At 68.2% G+C, this 25,922-nt stretch carries 23 protein-coding genes, 2 tRNA genes and 1 pseudogene; 16 read left to right on the forward strand and 10 right to left on the reverse strand.

From position 1 onward, the window contains the following. Window positions 1-227: 227 nt before the first annotated feature. Complete coding sequence (locus tag AB0B58_RS02520) at window positions 228-389, reverse strand: hypothetical protein (protein WP_360216256.1); 162 nt, start codon at window positions 387-389, stop codon at window positions 228-230. Window positions 390-1,143: 754 nt separating this feature from the next. Here AB0B58_RS02520 and AB0B58_RS02525 point away from each other — a divergent pair. Further along, window positions 1,144-2,040, forward strand: a complete 897-nt coding sequence (locus AB0B58_RS02525) for a hypothetical protein (protein WP_360216259.1) — start codon at window positions 1,144-1,146, stop codon at window positions 2,038-2,040. A gap of 148 nt (window positions 2,041-2,188) precedes the next feature. After that, window positions 2,189-2,416 carry a hypothetical protein gene (locus AB0B58_RS02530; protein ID WP_360216262.1) on the forward strand — a complete coding sequence of 76 codons (228 nt, stop codon included), beginning with the start codon at window positions 2,189-2,191 and terminating at the stop codon, window positions 2,414-2,416. Between the two features lie 58 nt (window positions 2,417-2,474). On the opposite strand, the gene AB0B58_RS02535 is transcribed toward AB0B58_RS02530, so the two are convergent. Next, window positions 2,475-2,681, reverse strand: a complete 207-nt coding sequence (locus AB0B58_RS02535) for a hypothetical protein (RefSeq protein WP_360216265.1) — start codon at window positions 2,679-2,681, stop codon at window positions 2,475-2,477. A gap of 202 nt (window positions 2,682-2,883) precedes the next feature. After that, window positions 2,884-2,954: transfer RNA gene (locus AB0B58_RS02540), tRNA-Arg, on the reverse strand. Between the two features lie 217 nt (window positions 2,955-3,171). Here AB0B58_RS02540 and AB0B58_RS02545 point away from each other — a divergent pair. From AB0B58_RS02545 to AB0B58_RS02565, 5 genes are all read left to right on the forward strand, one after another. After that, window positions 3,172-3,477 carry a type VII secretion target gene (locus AB0B58_RS02545; RefSeq protein ID WP_360216268.1) on the forward strand — a complete coding sequence of 102 codons (306 nt, stop codon included), beginning with the start codon at window positions 3,172-3,174 and terminating at the stop codon, window positions 3,475-3,477. Window positions 3,478-3,482: 5 nt separating this feature from the next. Further along, the gene (locus AB0B58_RS02550) at window positions 3,483-5,147 is read left to right on the forward strand and encodes an alpha/beta hydrolase (RefSeq protein ID WP_360216271.1); all 1,665 of its coding nucleotides are present in this window, start codon (window positions 3,483-3,485) and stop codon (window positions 5,145-5,147) included. Continuing rightward, window positions 5,144-5,662 carry a hypothetical protein gene (locus AB0B58_RS02555; RefSeq protein WP_360216274.1) on the forward strand — a complete coding sequence of 173 codons (519 nt, stop codon included), beginning with the start codon at window positions 5,144-5,146 and terminating at the stop codon, window positions 5,660-5,662. Before AB0B58_RS02550 ends, AB0B58_RS02555 begins: the two co-directional genes overlap by 4 nt. Before the next feature lie 598 nt (window positions 5,663-6,260). Further along, complete coding sequence (locus AB0B58_RS02560) at window positions 6,261-6,905, forward strand: PIN-like domain-containing protein (protein WP_360216277.1); 645 nt, start codon at window positions 6,261-6,263, stop codon at window positions 6,903-6,905. After that, the gene (locus AB0B58_RS02565; protein ID WP_360216280.1) at window positions 6,857-7,678 is read left to right on the forward strand and encodes a PIN-like domain-containing protein; all 822 of its coding nucleotides are present in this window, start codon (window positions 6,857-6,859) and stop codon (window positions 7,676-7,678) included. The genes AB0B58_RS02560 and AB0B58_RS02565 overlap by 49 nt, the downstream gene beginning before the upstream one ends. 514 nt (window positions 7,679-8,192) lie before the next feature. Here AB0B58_RS02565 and AB0B58_RS02570 read toward each other — a convergent pair. Further along, window positions 8,193-8,723 (reverse strand): hypothetical protein, encoded by a 531-nt coding sequence (locus AB0B58_RS02570; RefSeq protein WP_360216283.1) that lies wholly within the window; start codon window positions 8,721-8,723, stop codon window positions 8,193-8,195. A 200-nt stretch (window positions 8,724-8,923) separates the two neighbouring features. Beyond that, window positions 8,924-9,517: a hypothetical protein gene (locus AB0B58_RS02575; RefSeq protein WP_360216286.1), complete on the reverse strand. Its 594-nt coding sequence runs from the start codon at window positions 9,515-9,517 to the stop codon at window positions 8,924-8,926. Window positions 9,518-9,726: 209 nt separating this feature from the next. On the opposite strand from AB0B58_RS02575, the gene AB0B58_RS02580 reads away from it, so the two are divergent. Then, on the forward strand, window positions 9,727-10,347 hold the full coding sequence (locus AB0B58_RS02580; protein WP_360216289.1) for an SMI1/KNR4 family protein: 621 nt from the start codon (window positions 9,727-9,729) through the stop codon (window positions 10,345-10,347). Window positions 10,348-11,280: 933 nt separating this feature from the next. On the opposite strand, the gene AB0B58_RS02585 is transcribed toward AB0B58_RS02580, so the two are convergent. The 3 genes from AB0B58_RS02585 to AB0B58_RS02595 all read right to left on the reverse strand — a co-directional run bounded on the left by AB0B58_RS02585 (window position 11,281) and on the right by AB0B58_RS02595 (window position 12,860). Then, window positions 11,281-11,352, reverse strand: a tRNA-Arg gene (locus tag AB0B58_RS02585). A 63-nt stretch (window positions 11,353-11,415) separates the two neighbouring features. Beyond that, window positions 11,416-12,081 (reverse strand): DUF305 domain-containing protein, encoded by a 666-nt coding sequence (locus AB0B58_RS02590; protein ID WP_360216292.1) that lies wholly within the window; start codon window positions 12,079-12,081, stop codon window positions 11,416-11,418. Then, window positions 12,081-12,860, reverse strand: coding sequence for a DUF3105 domain-containing protein (locus tag AB0B58_RS02595; protein WP_360216295.1), 780 nt, complete (start codon window positions 12,858-12,860; stop codon window positions 12,081-12,083). The genes AB0B58_RS02590 and AB0B58_RS02595 overlap by 1 nt, the downstream gene beginning before the upstream one ends. A gap of 96 nt (window positions 12,861-12,956) precedes the next feature. Here AB0B58_RS02595 and argS point away from each other — a divergent pair, with 96 nt between their 5' ends. The 5 genes from argS (at window position 12,957) to thrC (ending at window position 18,807) form a co-directional block, all read left to right on the forward strand. Continuing rightward, on the forward strand, window positions 12,957-14,621 hold the full coding sequence (gene argS / locus AB0B58_RS02600) for an arginine--tRNA ligase (protein WP_360216298.1): 1,665 nt from the start codon (window positions 12,957-12,959) through the stop codon (window positions 14,619-14,621). 2 nt (window positions 14,622-14,623) lie between these two features. Then, window positions 14,624-16,009, forward strand: a complete 1,386-nt coding sequence (gene lysA / locus AB0B58_RS02605; RefSeq protein WP_360216301.1) for a diaminopimelate decarboxylase — start codon at window positions 14,624-14,626, stop codon at window positions 16,007-16,009. After that, window positions 16,006-17,316, forward strand: coding sequence for a homoserine dehydrogenase (locus tag AB0B58_RS02610; RefSeq protein ID WP_360216304.1), 1,311 nt, complete (start codon window positions 16,006-16,008; stop codon window positions 17,314-17,316). Before lysA ends, AB0B58_RS02610 begins: the two co-directional genes overlap by 4 nt. Window positions 17,317-17,320: 4 nt before the next feature. Then, window positions 17,321-17,689, forward strand: coding sequence for a VOC family protein (locus AB0B58_RS02615; RefSeq protein ID WP_360216307.1), 369 nt, complete (start codon window positions 17,321-17,323; stop codon window positions 17,687-17,689). A 68-nt stretch (window positions 17,690-17,757) separates the two neighbouring features. Next, a complete protein-coding gene (gene thrC, locus AB0B58_RS02620) occupies window positions 17,758-18,807 on the forward strand; it encodes a threonine synthase (RefSeq protein ID WP_360216310.1) in 1,050 nt (349 codons plus the stop codon). 171 nt (window positions 18,808-18,978) lie between these two features. Here thrC and AB0B58_RS02625 read toward each other — a convergent pair whose 3' ends face one another. Beyond that, the gene (locus tag AB0B58_RS02625; protein WP_360216313.1) at window positions 18,979-19,461 is read right to left on the reverse strand and encodes a MarR family transcriptional regulator; all 483 of its coding nucleotides are present in this window, start codon (window positions 19,459-19,461) and stop codon (window positions 18,979-18,981) included. A 137-nt stretch (window positions 19,462-19,598) separates the two neighbouring features. Here AB0B58_RS02625 and AB0B58_RS02630 point away from each other — a divergent pair, with 137 nt between their 5' ends. Together AB0B58_RS02630 and AB0B58_RS02635 are read left to right on the forward strand one after the other, a co-directional pair. Further along, window positions 19,599-22,943 (forward strand): efflux RND transporter permease subunit, encoded by a 3,345-nt coding sequence (locus tag AB0B58_RS02630; RefSeq protein WP_360216316.1) that lies wholly within the window; start codon window positions 19,599-19,601, stop codon window positions 22,941-22,943. Window positions 22,944-23,009: 66 nt separating this feature from the next. Next, a pseudogene (locus AB0B58_RS02635) lies at window positions 23,010-24,170 on the forward strand (MFS transporter); the annotation flags it as partial. A 66-nt stretch (window positions 24,171-24,236) separates the two neighbouring features. On the opposite strand, the gene AB0B58_RS02640 reads toward AB0B58_RS02635, so the two are convergent. Then, the gene (locus AB0B58_RS02640) at window positions 24,237-24,638 is read right to left on the reverse strand and encodes a hypothetical protein (protein WP_360216319.1); all 402 of its coding nucleotides are present in this window, start codon (window positions 24,636-24,638) and stop codon (window positions 24,237-24,239) included. A gap of 80 nt (window positions 24,639-24,718) precedes the next feature. On the opposite strand from AB0B58_RS02640, the gene thrB reads away from it, so the two are divergent. Then, window positions 24,719-25,654, forward strand: a complete 936-nt coding sequence (gene thrB, locus AB0B58_RS02645) for a homoserine kinase (RefSeq protein ID WP_360216322.1) — start codon at window positions 24,719-24,721, stop codon at window positions 25,652-25,654. Window positions 25,655-25,922 lie beyond the last annotated feature (268 nt).

The raw sequence follows: 25,922 nt of genomic DNA on the forward strand, positions 1-25,922 counted from the left end.
AACGCCGCCACGATCAGATCCACCATCGGCCGCCGACCCTCCAAGTTGATCACCGAATGCTGCCGGGGCAGCACGCAGAGTCGCAGACTAGCGGGTGGTGACAACTCCTTCGACCCCCGCAGGGGGTGCGTTCTTGTGACTCGGTGGCAGTCGGAAATACAAGGCGGGCCACATCCAGCGCCGACCGCTCGCCGGCCGGACCCTCCGACCGGCGAGCGGTGCCTACCTCAGCGGTGGTAGTCGTACGCCTTGATCTCGGTGCTGTGCCGCTTGCCCTTGGTGTCCAGGACGACGCGCAGGCCCTCGCCGCGGTGGTAGCCGCCCGGTTCCAGCAGCGGAAGTTGCTTCCGGTCAGCGCCGTGTCCGGGACGAAGGTCCTGGAAACCCACTTCTTGTGCTTGTTCAGGTACTTCTGCGTGATCATCGCCGGCCCCCACAGGTGGTGCCAGCGGCCGGCCGCCGCCTGCACCGGGCTTGCCGCGGCCGCCGCGCCGGCGGGCGCATCCTGGCTCGGTGTCGCCGCCATCGCCGGGCCGGCGATCATGAGTTGTAAAGCAGCAGGTTGGCCGGAGAGACTAAGAAGGCCGCTGACAGCGTTTGCGCTGTTCAGCGGCCCGAAAGTCCTGGTGAAAACTTGTGCCCCCGGCTGGAGACGGCCCTGCGCTCGCGGGTCGGCTGCACGGTGTGCCTGCGCTGCGATTTGTTACGACTGACCTTGGCCTTCCTTATTCCGTTGGTGCGCAGGTTGGTGCCCCGGTCAGCGGAGGGATGGGGCGCACCATCGAAGGGCCTGGGCGCCAGTGGCACGCCTCGGCCGCCGGGTGGGCTATCCGTCGGTCCGGCTGTGCGCTGGTGTTGACAGTCGCTCGGCGTGGATCTCAGTGACTGACCTTGAGCCCAATCACGCCGGCGATGATCAGGGTTAGGAAGACGAGTCTTGATACCGCGACGGGTTCGGCACCGGTGAGAATGGCGCGGCCGGGTGCCCGCGGACGTGGGCGCGACGATGCTGGCGGCTGCACGCCCCGGGAGTGGCGTTAAAGAAACTTTAAGGAACGCTTGCTCAGCGTCATGAACTGCTGCCACATCATTGCTCGTATATCTCGGCACAAGCAGTACCGAGACGAAGAAGAGGAGCCGTGCATGTATCGACGCGGAGTCAGCAGCCGGACGCGCAAGCTGGTGATTGCAGGTGCCGCCGCAGCGCTGCTCGGCTCGGCGCTCGCGGTCGGCACGGGGATGAGCCAGGCCGCCGAGTCCGGAGCCAGCTCCGGTAACATTAACGCTTTGGTGCCGGCGCTGGGTTTCAGCCCGGGCAATCCGAACGCGACGGCCGACCGCGTGGGCCCTACCGGGGTAAAAGTTCCCGGTCGCTGCCCACCCACTCAGGCCCAAGTGAACGCGCAGGTAGCGCTCAAGAATGCGAACTTTCCGAGTGGAACGGACCTTGAAAGCCGCATCCAACGTTTTGAAAAGACCTTGTCGGCGATTCAAGACTTGAAATGCCCCGCATCTTCCACGACTTTGCTGGGCCGCTTGAATTCCTTGACCGCGCTGCGCGGAAACGCGAACCGCGATAACATCCTGCGTGGTTTGGGTTTGAACGAAACGCCAGCGGATAAAGCCGCCGCCACAGGATCCGGTGACGCGGCCGCGAGTGGAGCGACGGGGAACGCCGGAGCCAGCTCCGGTAACATTAACGCTTTGGTGCCGGCGCTGGGTTTCAGCCCGGGCAATCCGAACGCGACGGCCGACCGCGTGGGCCCTACCGGGGTAAAAGTTCCCGGTCGCTGCCCACCCACTCAGGCCCAAGTGAACGCGCAGGTAGCGCTCAAGAATGCGAACTTTCCGAGTGGAACGGACCTTGAAAGCCGCATCCAACGTTTTGAAAAGACCTTGTCGGCGATTCAAGACTTGAAATGCCCCGCATCTTCCACGACTTTGCTGGGCCGCTTGAATTCCTTGACCGCGCTGCGCGGAAACGCGAACCGCGATAACATCCTGCGTGGTTTGGGCTTGAACGAAACGCCAGCGGGATAAAGCCGCTGACCGCGCCGGTGCTGTTGCTGAAGATGTTGGGTAGATCGGCGGGACCTATACAACGGTTGGCGCGCCATGGCGCAATATCAGCTTAATCGTTTTAAACACGCCACCGAATCCCGCAAAGTCAACATCGGCGAAGCCGCCGGTGCCCTCTAGCACGCATCTAGCAAAGGCCGCCTGCACGCCGGACGACTACCTGTGCGGACTGCTCGACGCCTGGCCCGGCGAGATTCTCGATACCGTTGTCCGGATGGCAGGCGAGAAGAGTCGCCCGCCGATGACTCCGGCCGACCTGGCTGACTCGTTGTCCAAAGCTGGCGTGCCGGCATTCGCCCAACGACTACAGGCGATGCTGGTGGACCAGCAAGGTTGAGACAACCGATCCCGCTTCGGCGGGTGCTCGGTATGACCGCGCGGGACAGGTCGAGTCTTCATTGCCGGTCCGGCTCGGTGTCGGTGTTGTCGGCGGAGGTGTCGCCACGAGGCGGGTGTCCCGCCGCTGACGCTTTCACGGGGCAGTGGAGCGATTCAAGAACTTCTTGAATCGCCGCTGTCTGGACTGCTGCGAGCCGTCGCCCGCGTTCGCCGTCCACGACGGTGATCTCGTAGTCGAACTCCAGGTCGCGTGACTTACCCATACTTCACCTGAGCACGGACAGCGCCGATGCGAAATCGCGGTAATCCCAGTGGGGGACAGGATCAAGTTTGCTGCGGCTGGCAGCGCCGACCTGCGCCCTTGACCGCGAGAACAACCCCAACTGTGAAGCCGCATTGTCGCAGCTCAAAGGTTCGCTCGGCAAAGTTCCGATTCGGACATAGATCCGAAAGCGGTGTAAAAAGTGCCCCCGGCAGGATTCGAGCCTGCGCTTTCGCCTCCGGAGGGCGACGCGGCGTCACCGCCTTGCATCGGCCCTGAGCAGTGGCGGAAGGTCCGCGCGGCGATCACTACAACGCCGCTTCGGTACCCATCCGGTAAGACAAGCCTGGGCGAGCAAAGCTGACGCCAACGTAGCGCCCACAAGGTTGTGCGCATGCCCACTACCGTCCCGGGCCGGATGATCTAGGTGTGCGTACTCACGTGCCTCTATCACCTAGGTTGTAGGTTCCCAACCGAGGCATGGGGGCGGTATGGAGACACAGGTCGATCCGCAGGTACTGGACAAGGCCGCCGGCCGGTGCCGTGATCTGGCGCAGCGGCTGCATCAGGCGGTGGCCGCCGTGCAGCCGGACAGCCGCGCCGCGGTCGCCGGCCTGGGCGCCGGTTTTGCGCTGCGCTCGTCGTTGGAGCGGGTGCTGGCGTCACGGGTCGACGAGTTCGGCAAGTTCGAGCGCTACCTCGGTGGGATCGGCGAGGCGCTGACCGCCACCGCGGCCGACTACCGGCACAGCGACACGGCCAGCTCGTACCGGTTCGCGTACCTGCGCGAGGGCTGACCGTCATGGTGACAGTTGGAGAACTCCGCGATGCCCAGCTCGGCAGCCTCGACACCGCCGCGGACGCCTGGATCACGTTCGGTAAGCGGGCCGAGGACCTGTCCGGCGACACCTCCGCGGAGCTGATCGGCCCGCTACGGGCCTCGCCGTGGGCCGGCCCCGCCGCGGACGCCGCGTTTCACCTGCTGGACAAGGTCGATGACGAGTTCGAGGTCGCGGCCATGCAGGTCCGCACCATCGGCGCGCTGCTCAGCGGCGCCGCCGACGAACTCCGCGGCCTGCAACGCCAACTACAGGCGCTGATCGGAGAGGCCGCCGGGCAGGGCTTCACCGTAGGCGACGACGGCCGCGTCACCCCACCGCAACAGACGTACGCTGAGATCCACGACCCGGACTCGGCCCTGGTCATGCAGCAGCGCATGAACGTCGCCCGCGACCTCGCCCACCGGGTCGCGGACATCCTCACCCGAGCCACCGACGCGGACAGGCGTTGCTCGCGGGCCCTCGACGAGCTGATCACCGAGGTGTTCGGTCAGGAACCGTACGAGTATGGCGACGCCAGCGACGACGCCCGCGCCGCCGCCGACGCCCTCGGCCTGACCGAGGCAACCATCCCCGCCGCCGGTACCGACCCCCGGCAGGTCAACGCCTGGTGGAAAACTCTCACCCCCGAACAGCAGCAGCTCTACCTGACCGCCTACCCGGCCCGGTTCGGCGCCCTGGACGGCATGCCCTCCGGCGACCGCGACTACGCCAACCGGCTCGCCCTGCGCGACTACATCGGCGACAACGTCAACAACTACCGCGACCACCGCAACGACCAGCACGACCGGGCACTGATGCTGCTCGACAAACTCGAACGCTCCGAGCAAGGCCCCGACACCACGCGGCTGTACCTGCTCACCATCGACCCGGTCGGTGACGGCAAAGCGGCCGTCGCGATCGGTAACCCGGACACCGCCGACCACACCGCCGTGCTCGTGCCCGGCGTCGGGAACAAGCTCGACGACATCGGCCTGCTCATCGACCGGTCCGGCCGCATCCAGAGCGACGCCCTGCAGATGGCGCCGGGCAGCACGGTGTCGGTCGTCGGGTGGCTCGGCTACGACACCCCGTCACTCGACGAGGACATCGTCACCGCCACCGCCGGAGGCAAGTCCCGCGCCGGAGCCGCCGCCCTGGACGGGTTCGTCAACGGCCTGCACGCCACCCACCAAGCGGGCGTGTCCGATCACATCACCGCGATCGGGCACAGCTACGGCAGCACCGTGCTCGGCGAGGCCGCCAGCCACGGCGACGGCCTGGCGGTCACCGACATGGTCGCGGTCGGCAGCCCGGGTATGCGGGTCGCCGGCGCCGAATACTTCAACGTGCCCACGGACCACGTCTGGGCCGGCGCCGCGGCCGACGACAACTTCGTCGCCCGCCCCGAGAACACCGCGAGGAAGATCCCGCTCATCGGCGACTGGATCGGCGAGACCGCCAACGAGCACGTCCACGGCCCCGGACCGCACTACCCACAGTTCGGCGGCAACGTGCTGAGCATCGACACCCAGGGTCACTCGGGATACTGGGACAACGACTCGTTGAGCCTGCACAATCAAGCGGCGGTCGTCACGGGTGCCTACAACCGCGTCATCATCACCTCCGGGAAGGTCCCACCGTCATGACCCGCCGAAGCCACCGCTACGGCATCCTGCTCGCCGCCACGACTCTGCTGCTCGGCAGCGCCTGCAGCAACGACCAGCCCGGGGGAAAGGACGCACCGTTGGAAACCAAGAGCGAGGCCGAGGTCGAAGCCGTCGCCCGTAGCCAGGCCGACAGCATCGCTGCCCTGGCCGGCGGCCCGCTCGAAGACTGGCACACCAACACCACCGCCTGCCAAGGCCGCAACGGCGAAACCGCCGACGACGGCCGCTGGGACCTCGCGGGCTTCGCCCATGTCAAACTCCCCGCCGACAAACACGCCGCCGCTCTGCACACCATCCACGACAAATGGCAAACCCAGGGCTGGCAGATCAACGCCTTCCAGGTCCAGGACGACGGCGGCGTACTCAGCGGCCGCGACCCGAAAACCGGACTCAGTATCACCCTCTCCAGCAGCAAACCACCGATTCAGATCGCCGTGACCGTCGGCAGCCCCTGCTACCAGCCCGTACAGGGCGAGGACCCCGCCAACAACTGAGGTACCCGCCAACGATCGAAGAAGGCGCCTGCGGCGGTGGCCACAAGGAGCGCCGGCCTTAGCGGCAGGTGAGAGGCGTTCTTCGCGACGGAAGCCTGCAACTGCCGCTCACCTGCGGCGGAACACCTCGGAGAGACGTTCGCCTCCGTGCATGCTCCTTACTGCTGGCCGACAGGCCGCTCCGTGGGCAGAGAATCGCACCGCTAGGCGCCCGATGGCGCTGAGCCTGTGAGCACCGAGACCACAACCAAGGTCACCGTTGCCCACGCACCGTGGTCTGGTCAAGTATCCGCAGCTCAAACCCGGCTTCACGACCGGCCTGCCGGCGTGTTCGACCGCGCCTTACGGAGACCTTCCGCTCCCGACCCGCTCCCACTCCGCTCCCACCAGCCGGCCGCTGGGCCGCACCTTGATCTTCTTCCAGGTAACTCGGCCGGTGGTCTCGGGAGCCCTGCCAGCAAGGCGGCAAACGCGGCAAACGAACGCACTAGTAGTGCTGGCAGAGCGCCTGACACCAGGACCGTCTCCGGCCGCTGTGGCGGCCTCAGCAAGTTCGCCGGTCCGCGCCCCATCCGACCCAGCGGGGTCGGACAGCAATATGGATCGCGAGGGAAACGGCTTCCCCAAGATGGACGAACTCCGCGAGATTGTGCTGATCGATACACCCATGTCCGGAAGCAACATGATCAGCGTTAACGATCTCGCAACGAGGAAGGTTATTGTGTCGAGATTCAGCGAGCCATTCGAGCACTTTGTTCCGCCTGATGGCGAAACGATCCGCCGGGGCATCGTGGACGGACTCGTCGTTCTTGACTCGAACGTCCTACTAAGCGCATACCGATTCGCCCCGAAAGCGCGCGAAGAACTGCTCGCGGTACTCGAACTTCTTGGCGATCGACTTTGGGTTCCTCACCAGGTAGGGCTCGAATTTTATCGTAATCGGCTTAACGTAATCGCTGATTACGATGCCGCCTACAAGGATGTCCTAGATACATTGGGTCGCCACGAGTCCGAGATTGTGCCAGAACTCCGACAGAAGATTCGAGAACTAAGCAATCGGATTGAGCTCGCCGATGACGAGCGCGACGGCCTGCTCAATAGCCTTACCGTCACCTTTACACGCCTCAACACCTCCGTCGTTGGCCTACGCGATAGTCATGGCGTCGGGACACACCGACTGCTCCAGACGAAATCTTGGCACGGATTGCCAGAATTCTCGACGGTCGGGCAGGCGACGCACTGAGCGAGGAGGACTCCGAGACCGAGAAAATGGAGAGCGCTAGACGAATCGAGAGGAAGCTGCCGCCGGGGTACCGGGACAGCAAGAAGGACGAGCCGCATGGCGACTATTTTGTCTGGTGCCAGACTCTCCGGGAAGCGCAGCAAAGGAGTCCGCACGTACTGGTGTTCGTGACCAGTGACACAAAGGATGATTGGTACTTGCGCCTAAAAGGCCAAACGATAATGGCGCGACCCGAGCTAGTTCTCGAATGCAAGGAGAAAACTCGCGCCAAGCTCGTTCTCCTTTCTATCCGCAACTTTCTATCTCACACCAAGAATTTCCTCGAAGCCGACGTTAGCGACGAGACCATCAGGCAGGCTGAGCAAGCCCAAATAGCCGACGACAGAAATCGGCTTGTGCCCCTGCAGGAAGGCTTGCTTTCCATTACTCGACTTCATCAGGAACAAACCGGCAGGCTCACAGAACTACTTGATGCCAAGGCCGCCGCACAAGAGGAATACGCAATTGCGGAGCGTCGACGAAAGCTGGCATACGCAGATTGCGCCGCCACCCATCATGGCGCCGAGGCGCGAGCGAAGGCCGACAAGGCGACGAGTTGTCGAGCAGAGGTTGAACCATCTCGATCAACGTCTATTTCCAATACGGCTAAGAACAAGCTTGACGCGATCGTTACTGGAATAGATCACCTTCAGGCGGCTATCGAAAGCACCGACGCCGCGCGCGCCGAGTTGACCATGGAATACGACCAAATGGTGGCAAATACGCACGGATGAGGCTTGTCTCAGCCATCCGAACGCAGGCACCAAAGCTACGGCCCAGTCGTGCATCGATCTGAAGTGGCGACTTAGGATTCATACCGGCAGCTCCGTGCGCGCCGGTAAGCAAGGGACAACAGCGGACCGTCGTAAGTCGATTCCTACCGGTCGTCGGCTTGGATCGCGCGGGACTTCGCTTCGTCGACGATCTCCTGCCGTATGCTCGCTGCCCGCGGGTGACGTTAGCGGTTGGCGCCGCGACGCGGGCTTGCCCAAAGCGCTGACCTGGGTAGTTCCGAGCCGTCGCCGAACCTAACGGGGAGGCAACATGCCCGTACCGGCTTGGAGGGTGACATGGGATGGGCTTTCGGTGCGAGCAAGCCGATTAGACCAGCGCGACCGAAGGCCCGACCCTGTCTGTGTTCCTAGTCGTCGGGACTACCACCCCGGCCACTTCGACAATCACCTGCCCAGTACCAGGCCATGGCCACTACCCGTCGGGTACCGGTACCGCTGGGAAGTGGTGCGATGGTCAGGTGTTGGCGTTGACGGCGAACCGTATGGCGTCGTCGGCGATCCGTTGGGTCTCAGCGGGGGTGAAACCGTCGCCGATCGCCATGTCGAATCGAAGGTGCAACACCGTGCCGCCTGACATGAGTAACCAGTTCTCGCGCTGATCGTCTGCCGCGATCTGCCAGCGGCGCATCCCGTCCTTCCCCTTGGGTTGCTCTCTGCCGCAGGTCGACGCGGAGCGGGCGAGTTGAGTCAGTGCAGGCGAGGTTTTGTCGAAGACGACCAGGTTCTGGTGCAGGCGTCCATCAATGTTGGCGTTTGCCACGAGACGTGCACCGGCGGCGCCGAGAACCTGCCTGCGATGCTCGACATCCCCGTCGATCCAGGGAAAGACGCCAGTACACGTCGTGGATGCCGGCAGGGACGTCAACCGTGTTGCGGCCTGGCAGGCCTGCCGATCCAGCCCGAACGCTTCCACACCGAACGACGTAGTGTCCTTGCCCAGCCTGCGCAGCACACGCTTTCCGGCCTCTGCTTCGGGAACCGGCACAGTGCAACCTGCGGCGGCAACGCCGGACGGGGCCGGGCCCGAGGAGGTCCCGCCGGCGCCGTTCGGACCCGCCTGGGACGCTGGGGTCGACGACGGGGCCGGATCTCGACGCACGTCACCCGCGGTGCAGGCTGCCGCCGCCAGTACGCTGGCCGCGCAGAGCAGCCCGGCTGCCGCCCGCCGAACGCTCTGCCGGGCGGTCAGCAAAATGTCTTCGCCTTCGCCTGCATGGAACCCGCCCTGTAACTAGAGGCACAGTTGATCGCGCCTTCGTGGCCGATTGCCCAGGATTTTGCCTTGCCGCTGCCGGCACTCACGACCGCCGTGCCGTTGCTGTTGCACTTCGTACCGACCCAGTTGCCCGATGCCATCTCGACGCCGTCGAAGACCACATAGGTTCCCACTTTGTTGAAGTTCATGGTGAAGGTCTGCGACGAGGTAGACGTCTTGGAGAGGTTCGCCGCCAGCTCCAGGCCCGTCGTGCCCTCCAGGGACGCGATGACGACGTCGGCGGACAGCGTGGCGCCGGTGTTGTAGGTGACGCCCGCGGTCACCGTCGTTTCGACAGTGGTGGTGATGCTCTTCTGCCCAGTCGCACCGTCCGGGATGCTGACCTTCTTCTTGTGAGTAATCACGTTCGACTTCGTGTGGGATGAGAACCGGACGTTCTTCGTACCCCGCTCACAAACGACCGGGGCGAAGCTCGGCCCGGGGGGTGCCGCTGAGGCTACCGTCGGCATTGCCCAGATCGCCAGGATGGCCGTACCGGCGATGAACTTCTTGGTGTGTCGCAAACTGATGTCGGCTCCTCAAGTCGTTGTGGAGGCCCCTGCCCTCCGGCCAGGAAATCTACAACAGTTGATCAATCTGCGGCCTCCGGCTGTCATGATCCAGGCAAGCGGCGAGGGAGCCAGCGCTCTCCGACGGTCCGGTCGGCAACGTGAGAAGGCTTGAAGCGGGCAGATTTCGGCTCGGTAGGCGGCTGCTCGGCGATCCTGAATACGTGGAACACACCGTTGAACTCTCGTGGGAGACAATCCTCGGCTGGTTCGAGGCGTACTGCCCGGCCGATCGCTCGAGTTTTCGAGGTCCGGCAGCCGAGGAAGGCCTCCGCGCCGTGGAACAGGCAACGGGCAGATCTCTGCCGGCCGATCAGCTGGCCTGGTGGCGGCTCAGTGACGGCACCGAGGAGGACTGCCCGGTCCCGTCGCTGATCCCGGTGGTCTGGGCGCCGGCCTCAGTCAGCTACGCCTTGAGCCGTCATCGGATGCTGATCAAAGACCTCGATCGCCATTATCCCAACCTGGGTGAGCTGGACAATGAGCTGGCCGGGACTGCCGCGGACCTTCCATGGCTGCCGAGCTGGCTTCCCATCGCCCACAACTTAGGCGGCAGCCACCTGTTCCTTGACCTCCGAGAGGGACCGCAACACGGCTGCGTGGGCAGGATGGACCGGGAAGACATCTCATTTGCTGGCGAACCTGTCTGGTCAAGCGTCACCGAAATGCTCGCCAAGGTTGCCGCCGCGTTGGTCAGCGGCACGGATATTGGTGGTCGGCACGCTGTAGTCGAGGATGGCCACCTCGACTGGCAGCTCGATCCGCAGCGGCACACTGGGCACTGATCCGCGCATCTACGCACGCTTCCCCCAGACCCCCGGCCGCCCGTTCATGGGGCTGGGGCTTCGTCGTGCCTGGCTGAGCTTCGGTCTGCGCGGCCGGGTCCCGGCGCGGAGCCGAAGGCGGCAGCGCCGTGCCCCGAAGCCGCGCCTTGAACCCGTACAGAAGGTGGTCGCCAGTTTCAAGTCCGGATCCGGCAAGCCGGTGAGCCCAGCCTCGCTTGCGGCGTAGGTGCGTGCTCCGCTCGATCGGAGAGAATGAGTTCGTGACGACGACAGCGCGGCCTGAGCGCTGTGGACCGGCATCGCCGAATATCAGGTCGCATGGCCCTTCACGGCCCTCGTGGCAGATGATCTTGATGACTACATCGGCCGATGGGCCGGGTGGTTCGCGGCTGGGTCACAAGGGGTGCTATCCCATCCGTCCCAATTGCCTGAGCGAAATCCGGATGGAAGCTGGCGACGGTAGCCCCCACTAGGCGGCCACCGTAGGCACGCTCTTGCGGTCGTACTCATGCCGCCTGGCCTGAAGCTCCCCACTGACGTGGCGTCGGCCGCGTCCAAGTCGGCTCTTCGCTGGCCGGCACACCCTGCGACCTATGCCACGCCGCGGTCTCGACCTAGCTCAACGGGGGAGTGCCGTCGACTCAGGTCGACGAGTGGGCCGGCCAGTCGCCCGAGATCCTGTTGCGGATCTACGCAAAGTGCCTCGACGGCGAGAAGGCCACCATGCAGAGGGTCGAAGACGCGCTCGGGATGGCCGCCGGCACCTCAGACGGAACCGGAACCCTCGGCCGGGCCACGGCCGTGAACTTGGCCGCGTATTTGCCGCGGACGGCCGTAGAGGGCCGGTGACGGCCGGACACAGCCGGACAGATGAGGAAGGCCGCTGACAGCGTTTGTGCTGTTCAGCGGCCCGAAAGTCCTGGTGAAAACTTGTGCCCCCGGCAGGATTCGAACCTGCGCTTTCGCCTCCGGAGGGCGACGCTCTATCCCCTGAGCTACGGGGGCTCAGCGACGATGAGCCTAGCAGGCGCCGCGGAGCCCTCGCCAATCGGTTCCGCGGCGCGCCGCCTACTGGAGTTGCTTCAGCATCGAGTCGATCAGGTTGATCTCGTTCTGCTGGCTGCGGACCATTGTTTCGGCCAGCCAGGTCACGTCCTCGTCGTCCGACACTTCCAGGATCTCCTGGGCCATGTGTATGCCACCCAGGTGGTGCTGTCGCATCAGGGTCAGGTACTGGACGTCCAGGTCCTTGCCGGTCGCCGCGCGCAGGGTGGCCAGCTGTTCCGGGGTCGCCATGCCCGGCATCAGGCCGTTCTGCACCGAGCCCTCGGTGCCCTTCATCCAGGCCATCGGCGGCTGGCTGCTGCTGGGGCTCAGGTTCCAGTCGCGGAGCCAGGCCTGCATGTAGCCGATCTGGCCGTGCTGGGTCAGCGCGATGTCGCTGGCGAGGGTGACGACCGAGGCGTTGGTCGAGTCGGCGTGGGCGATCATCGACATCTCCACGGCCTGGGCGTGGTGGGTGCTCATGTCGCGCAGGAAGCCCGCCTCGGGCGAGTCGTCGCCGGGTGTGCTCAGGCGGGGGACGAGGAAGCCGATCGCCAGACCGGCCGCCAAGCCCAGGACCAGCACCACGGCGAGCCACACCGCCCCGAGCCGGCCGCGGCCGGTCGGGGCGTTGCCGTGGTCCGGGGAGTCGGCCGCGTCCGACGCGCTTGATTCGGCCGAAACCGTCATCAGTTACCCGCGGGTGCGGCCTGCAGCGGGCCGGTCGTCGTGTTGCCGCTCGAGCAGGGCGCGCCGGGCTCCAGCGAGGCGTTCAGGCGCAGGGCCTTGATGAACTCGTCGATGCGCTCGTCGTTCGCGTTGTCGAGCTTGAGCTGGTAGCCCCACGCCTGCAGGGAGATGTTCTTGTCGAGGTTCGCCACCGGGCTCATCAGCATGAAGTCGCGGCCCTCGACCTTCTCCTTCAGCTTTTCGACCTGGTCGGCGGCCAGGCCCTGCTTGTAGGTCACCCAGACGGAACCGTGCTCGAGGCTGTGTACGGCGTGCTCGTTGGCGATCGGCTCGGCGTAGACGTCGCCCATGCAGTTCTGCCACTGGGCGTTGTGTGCGCCGCCGACCGGCGGGTTCGTCACGTACGTCTGCGGGCCGTCCTTGTGCTCCTGCGAGTCGATCGCGGGGTTCTTCTGCGCGCGGTAGTTGACGATGTCCTTGATCGCGGCGGCCTTGTCCTGCCACGGCTCGGAGCCCTTGACGGACGCGTACACGCCATACCCGATGATGCCGACCGCGACCAGGACCACGACGCCGGCGAGCGCGATCGGGCCCCAGTTGCGGCTGCCGCTGACCTTGACCGGCGTGACCGACTTGCGGCCCTTGCCGCCCTTGCCCTGGGGGCGGTTGCCGGGCTTGGACCCGGTGGACTTCTGCGCGGGGGGTTTACCCTGGCCCGACGTCTTGTCGACCTTCACGGTGGACGGGACCCGCTCGGGACCCGGGGTACTCATGCTCATCGTGCCTCGTCAATTCGATGGAAAGGTCGGGCCGGGCCCGCGAGCAGGCCCCGGTACGCCGCCGGGCGCCAAAGTCTACCCGGATAGCATGGCTCGGTGACTCCCGCAGACCTCGCTTCCACCGTTCTCACAGCTGCGCGTGCCGTATTCGTGGCCCGCGGCCTCGACGTGTCGCTGCTGCCGGCGACGACGACGGTGGAGCGGCCCCGAAACCCCGAGCACGGCGACTACGCCTCGACGATGGCGATGCAGCTCACCAAGAAGACCGGTGTTCCGCCGCGCGAGCTCGCCGCGGCCCTCGCCGCCGAGCTCAGCAGCCGGCCCGGCATCAAGTCGGTGGAGATCGCGGGCCCGGGCTTCCTCAACATCCGCCTGGACGCGGCCGCCGCCGGCGTGCTGGCGCGCGACGTGGTGCTGGCGGGGCAGGAGTACGGCCGCAGCGACCGCCTCGCCGGGCAACGGATCAACCTCGAGTTCGTCTCCGCCAACCCCACCGGCCCCGTGCACATCGGTGGTGTCCGGTGGGCGGCCGTCGGCGACGCGCTCTCCCGGCTCCTGCGGGTGGCCGGCGCCGACGTCGGCACCGAGTACTACTTCAACGACGCCGGGTCGCAGATCGACCGCTTCGCCCGTTCGCTCTACGCGGCGGCGGCGGGTGAGCCGGCCCCCGAGGACGGTTACGGCGGCGCCTACATCGCGGAGATCGCGACGGCGGTGGTGGCCGAGGCGCCCGACGTGTTGAAGCTCGGCGAGGCCGAGGCGCTCGAGGTGTTCCGGGTCGAGGGCGTGAAGTTGATGTTCGCCGAGATCCGGGCGTCGCTGGACGAGTTCGGCGTGCACTTCGACACGTACTTCAACGAGAAGGACCTGCACGATCGCGGCGAGCTCCAGGAGGCGCTGGACCGGCTGCGTGAGCAGGGGCACGTCGTCGAGGCCGACGGCGCGACCTGGCTGCGGACCACCGACTTCGGCGACGACAAGGACCGCGTGCTGCGCAAGTCGGACGGCGACTGGACCTACTTCGCCGCGGACTGCGCCTACTACCTGGACAAGCGCAAGCGCGGCTTCGACCGGGTCGTGATCATGCTGGGCGCCGACCACCACGGCTACATCGGCCGGATGAAGGCCATGGCCGCGTGTTTCGGCGACGACCCGGAGGCCAACCTCGAGATCCTGATCGGCCAGCTGGTCAACCTGGTCCGCGACGGTGAGCCGCTGCGGATGAGCAAGCGGGCAGGCACGGTCATCACCCTCGAGGACTTCGTCGATGCGCTGGGCGTGGACGCCACCCGGTACGCCCTCGCGCGCTACTCGTCGGACTCGCCGATCGACATCGACATCGACCTGTGGACCCGGGCGAAAAGCGACAACCCGGTGTATTACGTCCAGTATGTCGCCGCCCGGACCGCCAACGTGGCCGTGCAGGCCGCCGCGGTCGGGCTGACCCGCGGTGAGCCGGCCGACTTCCGGCCCGAGCTGCTCGTGCACGAGAAGGAGAACGACCTCCTCAAGGCGCTGGGGGAGTACCCGGCGGTCGTCGCCAGCGCCGCCGAGCTGCGCGAGCCGCACCGGGTGGCCCGCTACCTCGAGGACGTGGCCGGCGACTACCACCGGTTCTACGACAAGTGCCGGGTCACGCCGATGGGCGACGAAGAGATCACCGACCTGATGCGGGCCCGCCTGTGGCTGAATGACGCCACCCGAACGGTGATCGCGAACGGTTTGGCGCTGCTGGGCGTCTCCGCGCCCGAGAGGATGTAGCCATGCGGGCACACGAGGCCGGGGCGCTGCACGGTGACCTCGGCAACAGGGGGCCGGCCTGGCTGCGGATCCCCGAGGACGTCAACGCGCTCGTGCCGCAGCTCTGGCCGCGGACGGTGACGCGCGCGGCCTCCGGGGCCCTGGAGATCGGTGGCGTGAGCGTCCTGGACCTGGCGGCGGAGCACGGCACCCCCGCGTACCTGCTGGACGAGGACGACCTGCGGTCGCGCTGCCGCGACTTCGCGGCCGCGTTCGCCGGTGCGGACGTCTACTACGCCGGCAAGTCGTTCCTCTGCAAGGCCGTGGTGAAGGTCATCGACGAGGAGGGGCTCTTCCTCGACGTCTGCTCCGGCGGGGAGCTGGCGGTGGCGCTGGCCGCGGGCTTCCCGGCCGAGCGGATGGGCTTCCACGGCAACAACAAGTCGATCTCCGAGCTGTCCCGCGCGCTGGACGCCGGCGTCGGCCGGATCATCCTGGACTCGTTCCAGGAGATCGACCGGCTCACCGCGCTGGCCCGGGAGAGCGGCCGGCGGCCGAAGGTGCTGGTCCGGGTGACCGTCGGCGTCGAGGCGCACACGCACGAGTTCATCGCGACCGCGCACGAGGACCAGAAGTTCGGGTTCTCGCTGGCCGGCGGTGCCGCGTTCGAGGCCGCGATCCGGGTGCTCGACGAGGACGTGCTCGACCTGCGCGGCCTGCACTCGCACATCGGCTCGCAGATCTTCGACACCTCCGGCTTCGAGGTCGCCACCCGGCGGGTGCTCGCACTGCAGGCGCAGATCCGCGACGCCCGCGGCGTCGAACTCGCCGAGCTGGACCTCGGCGGCGGCTTCGGCATCGCCTACACGACGCAGGACGACCCGTCGCCGGCCGGCGACCTGGCGAAGCGGATCAACAAGATCGTCGACGGCGAGTGCGCGGCCGAGAACCTCAGGCGGCCCAGGCTCTCGATCGAGCCGGGCCGGGCCGTCGTCGGGCCGGCCGTCCTCACGTTGTACGAGGTCGGCACGGTCAAGGACGTCGACGGCATCCGGACGTACGTGAGCGTCGACGGCGGGATGAGCGACAACATCCGTACCGCCCTCTACGACGCCTCCTACTCCGCAACCCTGGCCGGCCGGAAGTCCGACGCGCCCCCGCTGCTCGCCCGCGTCGTGGGAAAGCATTGTGAATCCGGGGACATAGTCGTGAAGGATGAATTCCTGCCCGCCGACGTGCAGCCCGGAGATCTTCTCGCCGTGCCCGGTACGGGCGCGTACTGCCGGAGTATGGCCAGCAATTACAACCACGTGCCCCGGCCGCCGGTGGTCGCCGTGCGCGACGGTGTGTCTCGCGTGATCGTCCGCCGGGAGACAGAAGATGATCTGCTCGCATTGGATGTGGGATGAGTTCTGACAAGCCCGCGGTTCGGCTGGCTCTGCTCGGTTGCGGCACCGTCGGCACCGAGGTCGTACGGCTGCTGCACGAACAGGCCGAGGACCTGACCGCCAGGATCGGCGCCCCGCTGGAGCTGGTCGGCATCGCGGTGCGCCGGCCCGGCCGGCAGCGCGGCTCCGCGATCGACCCCGCGCTGTTCACCACCGACGCGCTGGGCCTGGTCAAGCGGGACGACGTCGACGTGGTCATCGAGGTCGTCGGCGGCATCGAGCCGGCCCGGGGCTGGCTGATCGAGGCGCTGAGCGCCGGCAAGAGCGTCGTCACGGCGAACAAGGCGCTGCTCGCGGAGGACGGTGCGACGCTGCACGACGCCGCCGCCGAGGGCGGCGCCGACCTCTACTTCGAGGCCGCGGTCGCCGGCGCCATCCCGCTGCTGCGCCCGCTGCGCGAGTCCCTGCACGGGGACAGGGTCACCCGCGTCACCGGCATCGTGAACGGCACGACCAACTACATCCTGTCCTCGATGGACGCCACCGGGGCCGGCTTCGGCGAGGCGCTCGACGAGGCCACCGAGCTCGGGTACGCGGAAGCCGACCCGACCGCCGACGTCGAGGGCTTCGACGCCGCCGCCAAGGCCGCCATCCTCGCCTCGCTCGCGTTCCACACCAGGGTGACCGCCGCGGACGTGTTCCGCGAGGGCATGACCGGCGTCACTGCGGCCGACGTGGCCAGCGCCAAGGAGATGGGCTGCACGATCAAGCTGCTCTGCATCGCCCAGCGCGGCCCGGACTCGTCCGGCAGCGAGTCGGTCAGCGTCCGCGTGCACCCGGCGATGATCCCGCGCAGCCACCCCCTGGCCGGCGTCGGTGACGCCTTCAACGCGGTCTTCGTCGAGGCCGAGGCCGCGGGGCAGCTGATGTTCTACGGCCGGGGAGCCGGGGGTACGCCCACCGCGAGCGCGGTGCTCGGCGACATCGTGGCGGCGGCGCGCAACCGCCTCTCGGGCACCCGGGCACCGAGCGAGAGCTCGTACGCCCAGCTGCCGATCCGGCCCATCGGCGAGGCGGTGACCCGCTACCACATCAGCCTCGACGTGGCCGACCGTCAGGGCGTGCTCGCCACCGTTGCCGGCGTCTTCGCCAAGCACGAGGTGTCCATCGCGACCGTCCGGCAGTCCGGCCGGGAGGAGGACGCGACCCTGGTGATCGTGACGCACGGCGCGCCCGACGCGAACCTGGCGGCCACGGTGGAGGATCTGCGCTCGCTCGACATCGTCCGGTCGATCGCCAGCGTCCTGCGGGTCGAGGGTGGGGTCTGAGGCGATGCTCGATCACGTGGGCATCCAGTGCGCGGACCTGGCCGCCAGCGCGGCCTTCTACGACGCGGTCCTGGCCCCGCTGGGCCTGCGCCGGCTGATGGACTTCGAGGTGGCGATGGGCTACGGCGCGGAGCGACCCGACTTCTGGATCGGCGTCTTCGACTCGGGCCAGGGCTTCCGGGAGTCGCATCTCGCCTTCCGGGCGGCCGACCGGGCGGCGGTCGACGCGTTCTTCGCGGCGGCGGTCGCGGCGGGCGCCGAGGTGCTGCACGAGCCGGCCGTCCGCCCCGAGTACCACCCGGACTACTACGGCGCATTCGTCCGGGACCCGGACGGCAACAACGTGGAGGCCGTGTCCCACGGTCCCGCATAGTGGGCGCATGGTCCCGCCATTCGGCGGGCTGATGCATCCTGGAGCGAGTCAGCGGAGAGGAAACGACCATGTGGCGGGGATTGATCGAGGCGTACCGCGACCGGCTCCCGGTCTCGGAGGCCACCCCGGTGGTCACGCTGCACGAGGGCAACACGCCGCTCGTGCCCGCTCCCGTGCTCTCGCAGCGGACGGGCGCCGACGTGTACCTCAAGGTCGAGGGGGCCAACCCGACCGGCTCCTTCAAGGACCGCGGCATGACGATGGCCGTGTCCAAGGCCGTCGAGGAGGGGTCGAAGGCGATCATCTGTGCCTCGACCGGCAACACCAGCGCCTCCGCGGCGGCGTACGCGGCCCGCGCCGGGCTCACCTGCGCGGTGCTCGTGCCCCAAGGCAAGATCGCGCTGGGCAAGCTGGCGCAGGCGCTCGTGCACGGCGCCAAGCTGCTGCAGGTCAACGGCAACTTCGACGACTGCCTCGCGCTCGCCTCGAAGCTGTCGCAGGACTTCCCGGTCTCGCTGGTCAACTCGGTCAACATCTTCCGCCTGCACGGGCAGAAGACGGCCGCGTTCGAGATCGTCGAGTCGCTCGGCGGCGCGCCCGACATCCATTGCCTGCCGGTGGGTAACGCGGGCAACATCGCCGCGTACTGGATGGGTTACCAGGAGGACCACGCGGCGGGCAACAGCAAGATCCTCCCCAAGATGTTCGGCTTCCAGGCCTCCGGCGCCGCCCCGATCGTCAACGGCCGGGTCGTTGCGGAGCCGTCGACCATCGCCACCGCGATCCGGATCGGCAACCCGGCCAGCTGGACCAAGGCGCTCGACGCCCGGGACGAGTCGGGCGGCCTGATCTCGGCGGTGACCGACCGGGAGATCCTCTCGGCGTACCGGCTGCTCGCCCGGGAGGTCGGCGTCTTCGTCGAGCTGGGCAGCGCCGCGAGCGTGGCCGGCCTGCTGCAGCAGGCCGAGGCCGGCATGATCCCGGCCGGCGGCACGGTCGTCTGCACGGTGACCGGTCACGGCCTCAAGGATCCGGAGTGGGCGATCAGCACCGCACCGTCGCCTACCACGATCAACAACGACGTGCTGGCCGCGGCCCGCGCCCTCGACCTGGCCTGAGCCGGACCCGGCCGGCGCCGGCGCCGGATCAGGTCTGAGCCCGGCCCGGCCGGCGTCCGATCAGGTCTGAGCCTGACACGGCCGGCGTCCGATCAGGTCTGAGCCTGACACGGCCGGCGTCCGATCGGGTCTGAGTCCGGGCCGGGCCGAGCGCCGTCCCCGGCCCGGGGTTCAGGCCGGGCCGGCCTTCGCGGCCGGGTCGCCGGCCGTGGCCTCCGCCTCCTCGGTCGCCGCCCGGACCATCGCGTGCAGGCCGTCGTGCACCGCGCGCAGCTCCTCGGGCGTGAGGCGGCGCAGCAGGCGGGCCTGCTTCTCCGCCCCCGCCGTGATGATCTTGCCGATCATCTCCGCGCCGTACCGGCTGAGGCTGATCCGGCGGACCCGGCGATCGTGCGGATCCTCCGCGCGGGTGACCAGGTCGTGCGCCACCAGCCGATCGACCATGCCGCTCATGGTCGCCAGGCTGACGCCCAGCAGGCCGGCCAGTTCGCGCCCGGAGGTGTCGCCCATCCGGTACAGCAGCAGCAGGATCTTGAGCTGCGGCATCGTCAGCTGTGATGAGAAGAGCGGATCCGACCGGTCGTGCGCAAACAGGTGCTGCAGCCGTTCCTGCGCGCCCATAATGTCCGCGATGAGTCGTTCATTTTCGGTCACCGCACCCCCTGTGCTGCGCGCCGATGAGCACTGCGCGTCCGTCGTGTGACGGGACGTCACCAGAGCACCCCGGCGTCAATTGATTTGTTCGCGTCGGGCAAACTATATGCCTTGGCCGAACTTTCTCGGGGGAGCAGATGTCGTTTCTGACCAGGCTCAGTCTCGCTAACCGAGGGCTCGTGGCCCTCATCGCGGTGGTGATCACCGGCTTCGGTATCTACACGGTGCCCTCGCTCAAACAGCAGCTGCTGCCCTCGCTCGAGTTCCCCGGCGCGTTCATCGGCGTGGTGCTGCCCGGTGCGAGCCCGGAGATCATGGAACAGCAGGTGACCAAGCCGATCGAGGACGCCATCAAGGGCGCCGACGGCCTGGACTCCATCGAGTCGACGACCAGCGAGGGTTCGACCACCGTCCAGGTCCTCTTCGAGTTCGGCACCGACCTCGACGACGCGGTCAACCAGCTGACCACCTCGATCAACCGGATCCAGCCGACGCTGCCCGGCGACGTCGAGCCGATCATCTTCGCCGGCAGCACCGACGACATCCCGGCGATCGTCCTCGCCGCCTCCGACGGCAAGAACGACCAGGCCGCGCTGGCGAACCGGCTCCAGGAGACCGTCGTCCCTGAGCTCAAGGCCATCGAGGGCGTCCGCGAGGTCGCCGTCACCGGCACCCGGGACCAGCAGATCCTCATCGTGCCCGACCGTGCGAAGCTGGCCGCCGCGGGCGTCGACCCCCGTTCGATCGCCACCCTGCTGCAGAGCAACGGCGTCTCCATCCCGGCCGGCGCGGTCACCGACGGCACCAAGTCACTGAGCGTCCAGGTCGGTGACCCGATCCAGACCGTCGACGAGGTGAAGGGTCTCTACCTCAAGGGCGCCAGGGGTCCAGTCCGGCTGGACGCCGTCGCCTCGGTCACCGAGCAGCTCGCCCCGGCCACGTCCTACACCCGTACGGACGGGGTCGACAGCCTCGGCATCGCGGTCACCGCCTCCCCGGACGGCAACCCGGTCAACATCTCCCACGAGGTGCGCGACAAGCTCGCCGACCTGGAGGACGCCTCCGGAGCCACGCTCACGGTCATCACCGACCAGGCGCCGTTCGTCGAGAAGTCGATCGAGAGCCTGACCACCGAGGGCATGCTCGGCCTGCTCATGGCCGTCATCGTGATCCTGGTCTTCCTGCTGTCGATCCGCTCGACGCTGGTGACCGTCGTCTCGATCCCGCTCTCCGTGCTGATCGCGCTGATCGCGCTCTACCTCGGCGACTACTCGCTCAACCTGCTCACCCTCGGCGCGCTGACCATCGCGGTCGGCCGCGTCGTCGACGACTCCATCGTCGTGCTGGAGAACATCAAACGACATCTGGAGTACGGCGAGGCGAAGGTCCACGCGATCATGTCGGGCGTCAAGGAGGTCTCCGGCGCGGTGACCGCCTCGACGCTGACCACGGTCGCCGTGTTCGCGCCGATCGCGCTCGTCGGCGGCTTCGTCGGCCAGCTCTTCGCGCCGTTCGCCATCACGGTCACGGTCGCGCTGGTCGCCTCGCTCTTCGTGTCGCTGACCGTCGTGCCGGTGCTCGCGTACTGGTTCCTGCGGCCCGCCGCGGGCGGCTCCGAGTCCGTAGAGGTCCGCCAGGCCGCCGAGGCCAAGGAGCTCCGTAGCCCGTTGCAGCGGGGTTACCTGCCGATCATCCGCTGGGTCATCCGTAGCAAGACCACCCGGTGGATCACCGTCGCGGTCGGCGTTGTCGTGCTCATCGGCACGCTGGGCCTGGCCAGCAAGCTCGAGACGAACTTCCTCGACGAGTCCGGCCAGGACACCATCGTCGTCTCGCAGGACCTGCCGGTCGGCACGGACCTCGCCACGACGGACGCGGCCGCCAAGAAGGTCGAGGCGGTCATCGTCGCCAACGACGACGTCGAGCACTACCAGGTGACGGTCGGCAGCGGCGATTTCAATCCGTTCGTCGGTTCCGGCGGTGCCAGCGGCGCCAGCTTCAACGTGGCGCTGAAGGAGGACGCCGACGCGAGCAAGGTCTCCGACGACCTGCGCAAGCAGTTCGAGGGCATGTCCGACGTCGGTGAGGTCACCGTCGGCAGCGAGAGCGGCACCGGCTTCGACGGCAGCGCGCTGGCGGTCGTCGTGCAGGCCGCCGACCAGGAGACCCTGGAGTCCGCGACCAAGCAGGTGCAGGACGCGATGGCCGGGACGAAGGGCGTCACCGACGTGAGCAGCTCGCTTGCGGCGAGCGTCCCCCGCCTGGACGTCACGGTCGATCGCGCCGCCGCCGCGGCGCAGGGCCTCACCGAGGCTGAGATCGGCCGGTCGGTCGCGGGTGCATTCCGCCCGGCGCCGGTCGGGGAGATCAGCGTCGACGGCGTCAGCCAGAGCGTCGTCGTCGCCCTCGGCGCGCCGCCGGCCAGCGTCGACGCGCTGCGCAAGCTGCCGCTGACCACGCCGACCGGCCAGGTCGTCCTGCTCGACGCGGTCGCCGACGTCAACGAGGTCGACGGCCCGGAGGAGGTCACCCGGATCGACGGCAACCGCAGTGCCACGGTCACCGGTACCGCGACCGGCTCCAACGTCGGCGAGACCACCAAGGAGCTGACCGAGCGGCTCGAGGCCCTGAAGCTGCCGGCCGGCACGTACGAGATCGGCGGGGTCAGCCAGGACCAGGCGGACGCGTTCGCGGACCTCGGCCTCGCCGTGCTCGCGGCGATCGCGATCGTCTTCGTCATCATGGTGGCGACGTTCCGCAGCCTGCTGCAGCCGCTGCTGCTGCTCGTCTCCATCCCGTTCGCGGCGACCGGGGCGATCGGGCTGCTGCTCGCCACCGGCACCCCGCTCGGCGTTCCGGCGCTCATCGGCGTGCTGATGCTGGTCGGCATCGTGGTCACCAACGCGATCGTCCTGATGGACCTGATCAACCAGTACCGCCGCGAGGGACTGGGTGTGCAGGAGTCGGTGATCGAGGGCGGCCGGCACCGGCTGCGCCCGATCCTCATGACGGCGATCGCGACCATCTTCGCGCTGCTGCCGATGGCCCTCGGGCTGACCGGCGAGGGCGGCTTCATCTCGCAGCCACTGGCCATTGTGGTCATCGGCGGCCTGGTGAGCTCGACGCTGCTCACGCTGGTGCTGGTGCCGACGCTCTACACGATGGCGGAGAACACCAAGGCCAAGGCGCGGGCCCGGCGCGAACGGCGGCGGGCGGGGAAGGCGGCCGGATCCGGTGGTGCCGGTGGTGCCGGCGAGGCGAACCCGGAGTCGCCGAGGCACGCGGCGAAGGAGCCGGACTCGGCCGTACCCGCCGACGACCCGGTGCCGGCCTCCGGCGGCGGTGCGCACGAGGCCCCCGAGCCGGCCGGTCAGTCGGCCCGCTCCCAGCCCGAGGCGCCCAGCGGTGCGCTGCACGGTTACACGGACCAGTTCGAGGTCCTGAAGATGCCGCGCAGGCCGGTCGACCCCCCGACCGCCTGAGCATTGCGACCGGTGCGGCGGTCGGCCCGATCAGGGCCGGCCGCCGCTGCCGGTAGATTCCGGTAGGTGGCGACTCCCTTCTCGGTCCTTACCCGTAACCGCGACTACCGGCGCCTGTTCGCGGCCGAGCTCGTCGTCTTCGGCGCCGATTGGTTCGTCATGGTGCCGCTGCTCGTGCTGCTGCCCGAGCTCACCGGCAGCGGCGTCTGGGGAGCGCTGGTGCTGGCCGCCGACACCGGGATCACCGCGCTGCTGCTGCCCTACACCGGGACGATCGCCGACCGGATCGACCGGCGCACGATCCTCATCGCGTCGAACGTCGCGGCGCTGCTCGCCACACTGTTGCTCTTCGCCGTGCGCTCGGCGGCGACCGCGCCGCTCGCCCTGGTCGCCATCGGCGCGGTCGCGGTGGCCAAGGCCTTCTACTCCCCGGCCGCCTCCGCCGCCCTGCCGAACGTGGTCGAACCCGCGGACCTGGCCGCCGCCAACTCGGTCGCCGGCTCCGCGTGGGGCACGATGACCATCGTCGGCGCGTCGCTCGGCGGCATCGTCAGCAGCGCCTTCGGCCCGTACGTCAGCTTCGCTGCCGCCGCCGTCAGCCTGCTCTTCGCGGCGGTGTTCACCGCGCTGATCCGCCGGCCGTTGCAGGCGCCGCGAGAGCCGGACGCGGTGCCGGCGCGCGCCTGGCATGCGCTGATCGAGGCACTGCGCTACATCGGCGCCCGCCCGCGGATCCGGGCGCTGGTCACCGTGAAGTCCGCGGTGGGGCTCGGCAACGGCGTGCTCACCGTGTTTCCGCTGCTGGCCGGCTTTTACGGCGTCGGCGCCCTCGGCGCGGGCCTGCTCTTCGCCGTGCGCGGTGCCGGTGCCCTGGTCGGCCCGCTCGTCATGCGGCCCGTGCTCAACCACCGGTCGTGGCTGCTGCCGGGGCTGGCGCTCTCGATGAGCCTCTACGGCATCGGTTACCTCGGCGTCGCGTTCGCGCCCTGGTTCCCGCTCGTGCTGGCGCTGGTCTTCGTGGCGCACTTCGCGGGCGGCACCAACTGGGTGCTCTCCAACTACGCGCTGCAGGGCGAGGTGCCGGACCGGCTGCGCGGCCGGGTCTTCGCCACCGACATGATGCTGGCAACGCTCGCCATCTCGGTGAGCCAGCTGGGCGCCGCGGTCTTCGTCGACCGCGTCGACGCGCGCGTCATCCTGGTCGCCTGCGGCCTGATCACCCTCGTCTACGCCATCGGCTGGCGAATCGCGACGCGCGGCCTCTCGCTCGCCGAGCCGGCGGACGCGCCGGGCTCATCGGCCGAAGCGGCCGTCCCCCTGGGTGAACTCGCCGCCGAAGGCCTGCACGGGAGGCTCGGTGACGGCCTGGCCGCGACCCCGGGTCACCAGGGCGGCGACGAGCAGCCCGACCCCGCCCGCGAACGCGACTGACGTGGTCAGCCCGACCACCAGGCTCAGCCCGCCGTATCGCGCCGACGCATGGTCGACGCTCATGAGCAGCATCGGGATGAACAGGCTCCAGAGCAGCTGCACGACCGAGCCGAGCACCAGCGCGCCGAGCCCCAGCCGGGCCAGCTGGACGCTGCGCGCATCGAGCTGGGCCTTGCGGGACGCGACCACGGCGAATCCCACGACCAGCACCGCCAGCATCGGGAGGTGACCCACAACGGCGGAGAACAGATATCCGATCGTCATGGTCGCGACCCTAAGCGGTGGGTGTGACAACCGGTCCGACGGGTGACGAACGGGCAATGATCACCGCCTAGCATGTGGCGATGGGCCTGACCTTCGTCTCCGAGCCGGTGCGGGTGCGCACGCCGGCCACCAGCGCCAATCTCGGTCCGGGCTTCGACACCCTGGGCCTCGCGCTCGGGCTGCACGACGACCTGAGCGCCCGGGTCACCGGCGATTCGTACACGGTCTCCGTGACCGGCGAGGGCGCCGGCGACCTGCCCCGCGACGAGACCCACCTGGTCGTGCGGGCCATGCTGGCCACCTTCGACGAGCTGGGCGGGCGCCCGCCGGGCGTGGCCGTGGAGTGCGTCAACCGGATCCCGCAGGCGCGGGGGCTCGGCTCCTCCTCGGCGGCCATCGTCGGCGGCGTCCAGCTGGCCCGGGCCCTGGCGCGCGAGCAGATCGACGACGAGGCCGCGCTGCGCATCGCCGCGCGGCTCGAGGGTCACCCCGACAACGTCGCGCCGTGTCTGCTCGGCGGCTTCACCATCGCCTGGACCGAGGGGTCCGGCTCGCGGGCCGTGCGGCTGGACGTCGCTCAGGGCGTACGGCCGACGGTCTTCGTTCCGCAGGAACGGGGACTGACCGCGACGGCGCGGGCCGCGCTTCCCGCCGCCGTGCCGCACGCGGACGCCGCGTTCAACACGGGCCGGGCCGCGCTGCTGGTGCACGCGCTGACGCGGGACCCGTCGCTGCTCTTCGCCGCGACCGAGGACCGGCTACACCAGGGCTACCGGGCCGAGGGGATGCCCGGCACGGCGTCGCTGGTCGCCGCGCTCCGCTCTGTCGGTGTTGCGGCAGTTGTCAGTGGGGCGGGGCCGACCGTGCTCGCGCTGACCCCCATACCCGGAGATTTCCACCCCGGAACGGAATGGCGCGCGGAGTCGCTGGGCGTGGATAGCACCGGTGCTCTTGCCAAGGGGAGTATGGTGGAACACGCCGAGCGGGGCCCTGTTGCCGCAGGTCGTAAGAGTTGACTACGCTCAAGACCTAGCACAGCCGCGAAGCAAGCGATCACTGCGGTTCGGCGCGCACCCCCGAGACTCATGGCACTCTGCCGGTCTCACTTCTCTTCAAAACACACGCCGAGCAGCGGATCATCAGATCGCTGCACTCGCCGAGACCTACCCGTCAACGTCCGACGGGTCGGGACACCGTCGAGCTGCCGTGCTGCAAACTCCCGCGCCGCAGTTGCGAAGCGGGTTCCGAGGGCACCCGGCCACCAGGCTGCAGACCCGGGTGGAC

This window comes from Actinoplanes sp. NPDC049118 (assembly GCF_040648555.1).
Lineage (GTDB): Bacteria > Actinomycetota > Actinomycetes > Mycobacteriales > Micromonosporaceae > Actinoplanes.

Excerpts from the sequence above, each read along its gene's own strand:
- AB0B58_RS02525 (WP_360216259.1), top strand. The coding sequence starts at position 1,144 with ATGTATCGACGCGGAGTCAGCAGCCGGACGCGCAAGCTGGTGATTGCA.
- AB0B58_RS02535 (WP_360216265.1), bottom strand. The coding sequence starts at position 2,681 with ATGGGTAAGTCACGCGACCTGGAGTTCGACTACGAGATCACCGTCGTG.
- AB0B58_RS02545 (WP_360216268.1), top strand. The coding sequence starts at position 3,172 with ATGGAGACACAGGTCGATCCGCAGGTACTGGACAAGGCCGCCGGCCGG.
- AB0B58_RS02550 (WP_360216271.1), top strand. The coding sequence starts at position 3,483 with ATGGTGACAGTTGGAGAACTCCGCGATGCCCAGCTCGGCAGCCTCGAC.
- AB0B58_RS02555 (WP_360216274.1), top strand. The coding sequence starts at position 5,144 with ATGACCCGCCGAAGCCACCGCTACGGCATCCTGCTCGCCGCCACGACT.
- AB0B58_RS02560 (WP_360216277.1), top strand. The coding sequence starts at position 6,261 with ATGGATCGCGAGGGAAACGGCTTCCCCAAGATGGACGAACTCCGCGAG.
- AB0B58_RS02590 (WP_360216292.1), bottom strand. The coding sequence starts at position 12,081 with ATGACGGTTTCGGCCGAATCAAGCGCGTCGGACGCGGCCGACTCCCCG.
- AB0B58_RS02595 (WP_360216295.1), bottom strand. The coding sequence starts at position 12,860 with ATGAGCATGAGTACCCCGGGTCCCGAGCGGGTCCCGTCCACCGTGAAG.
- lysA (WP_360216301.1), top strand. The coding sequence starts at position 14,624 with ATGCGGGCACACGAGGCCGGGGCGCTGCACGGTGACCTCGGCAACAGG.
- AB0B58_RS02610 (WP_360216304.1), top strand. The coding sequence starts at position 16,006 with ATGAGTTCTGACAAGCCCGCGGTTCGGCTGGCTCTGCTCGGTTGCGGC.
- AB0B58_RS02615 (WP_360216307.1), top strand. The coding sequence starts at position 17,321 with ATGCTCGATCACGTGGGCATCCAGTGCGCGGACCTGGCCGCCAGCGCG.
- thrC (WP_360216310.1), top strand. The coding sequence starts at position 17,758 with ATGTGGCGGGGATTGATCGAGGCGTACCGCGACCGGCTCCCGGTCTCG.
- AB0B58_RS02630 (WP_360216316.1), top strand. The coding sequence starts at position 19,599 with ATGTCGTTTCTGACCAGGCTCAGTCTCGCTAACCGAGGGCTCGTGGCC.
- AB0B58_RS02640 (WP_360216319.1), bottom strand. The coding sequence starts at position 24,638 with ATGACGATCGGATATCTGTTCTCCGCCGTTGTGGGTCACCTCCCGATG.
- thrB (WP_360216322.1), top strand. The coding sequence starts at position 24,719 with ATGGGCCTGACCTTCGTCTCCGAGCCGGTGCGGGTGCGCACGCCGGCC.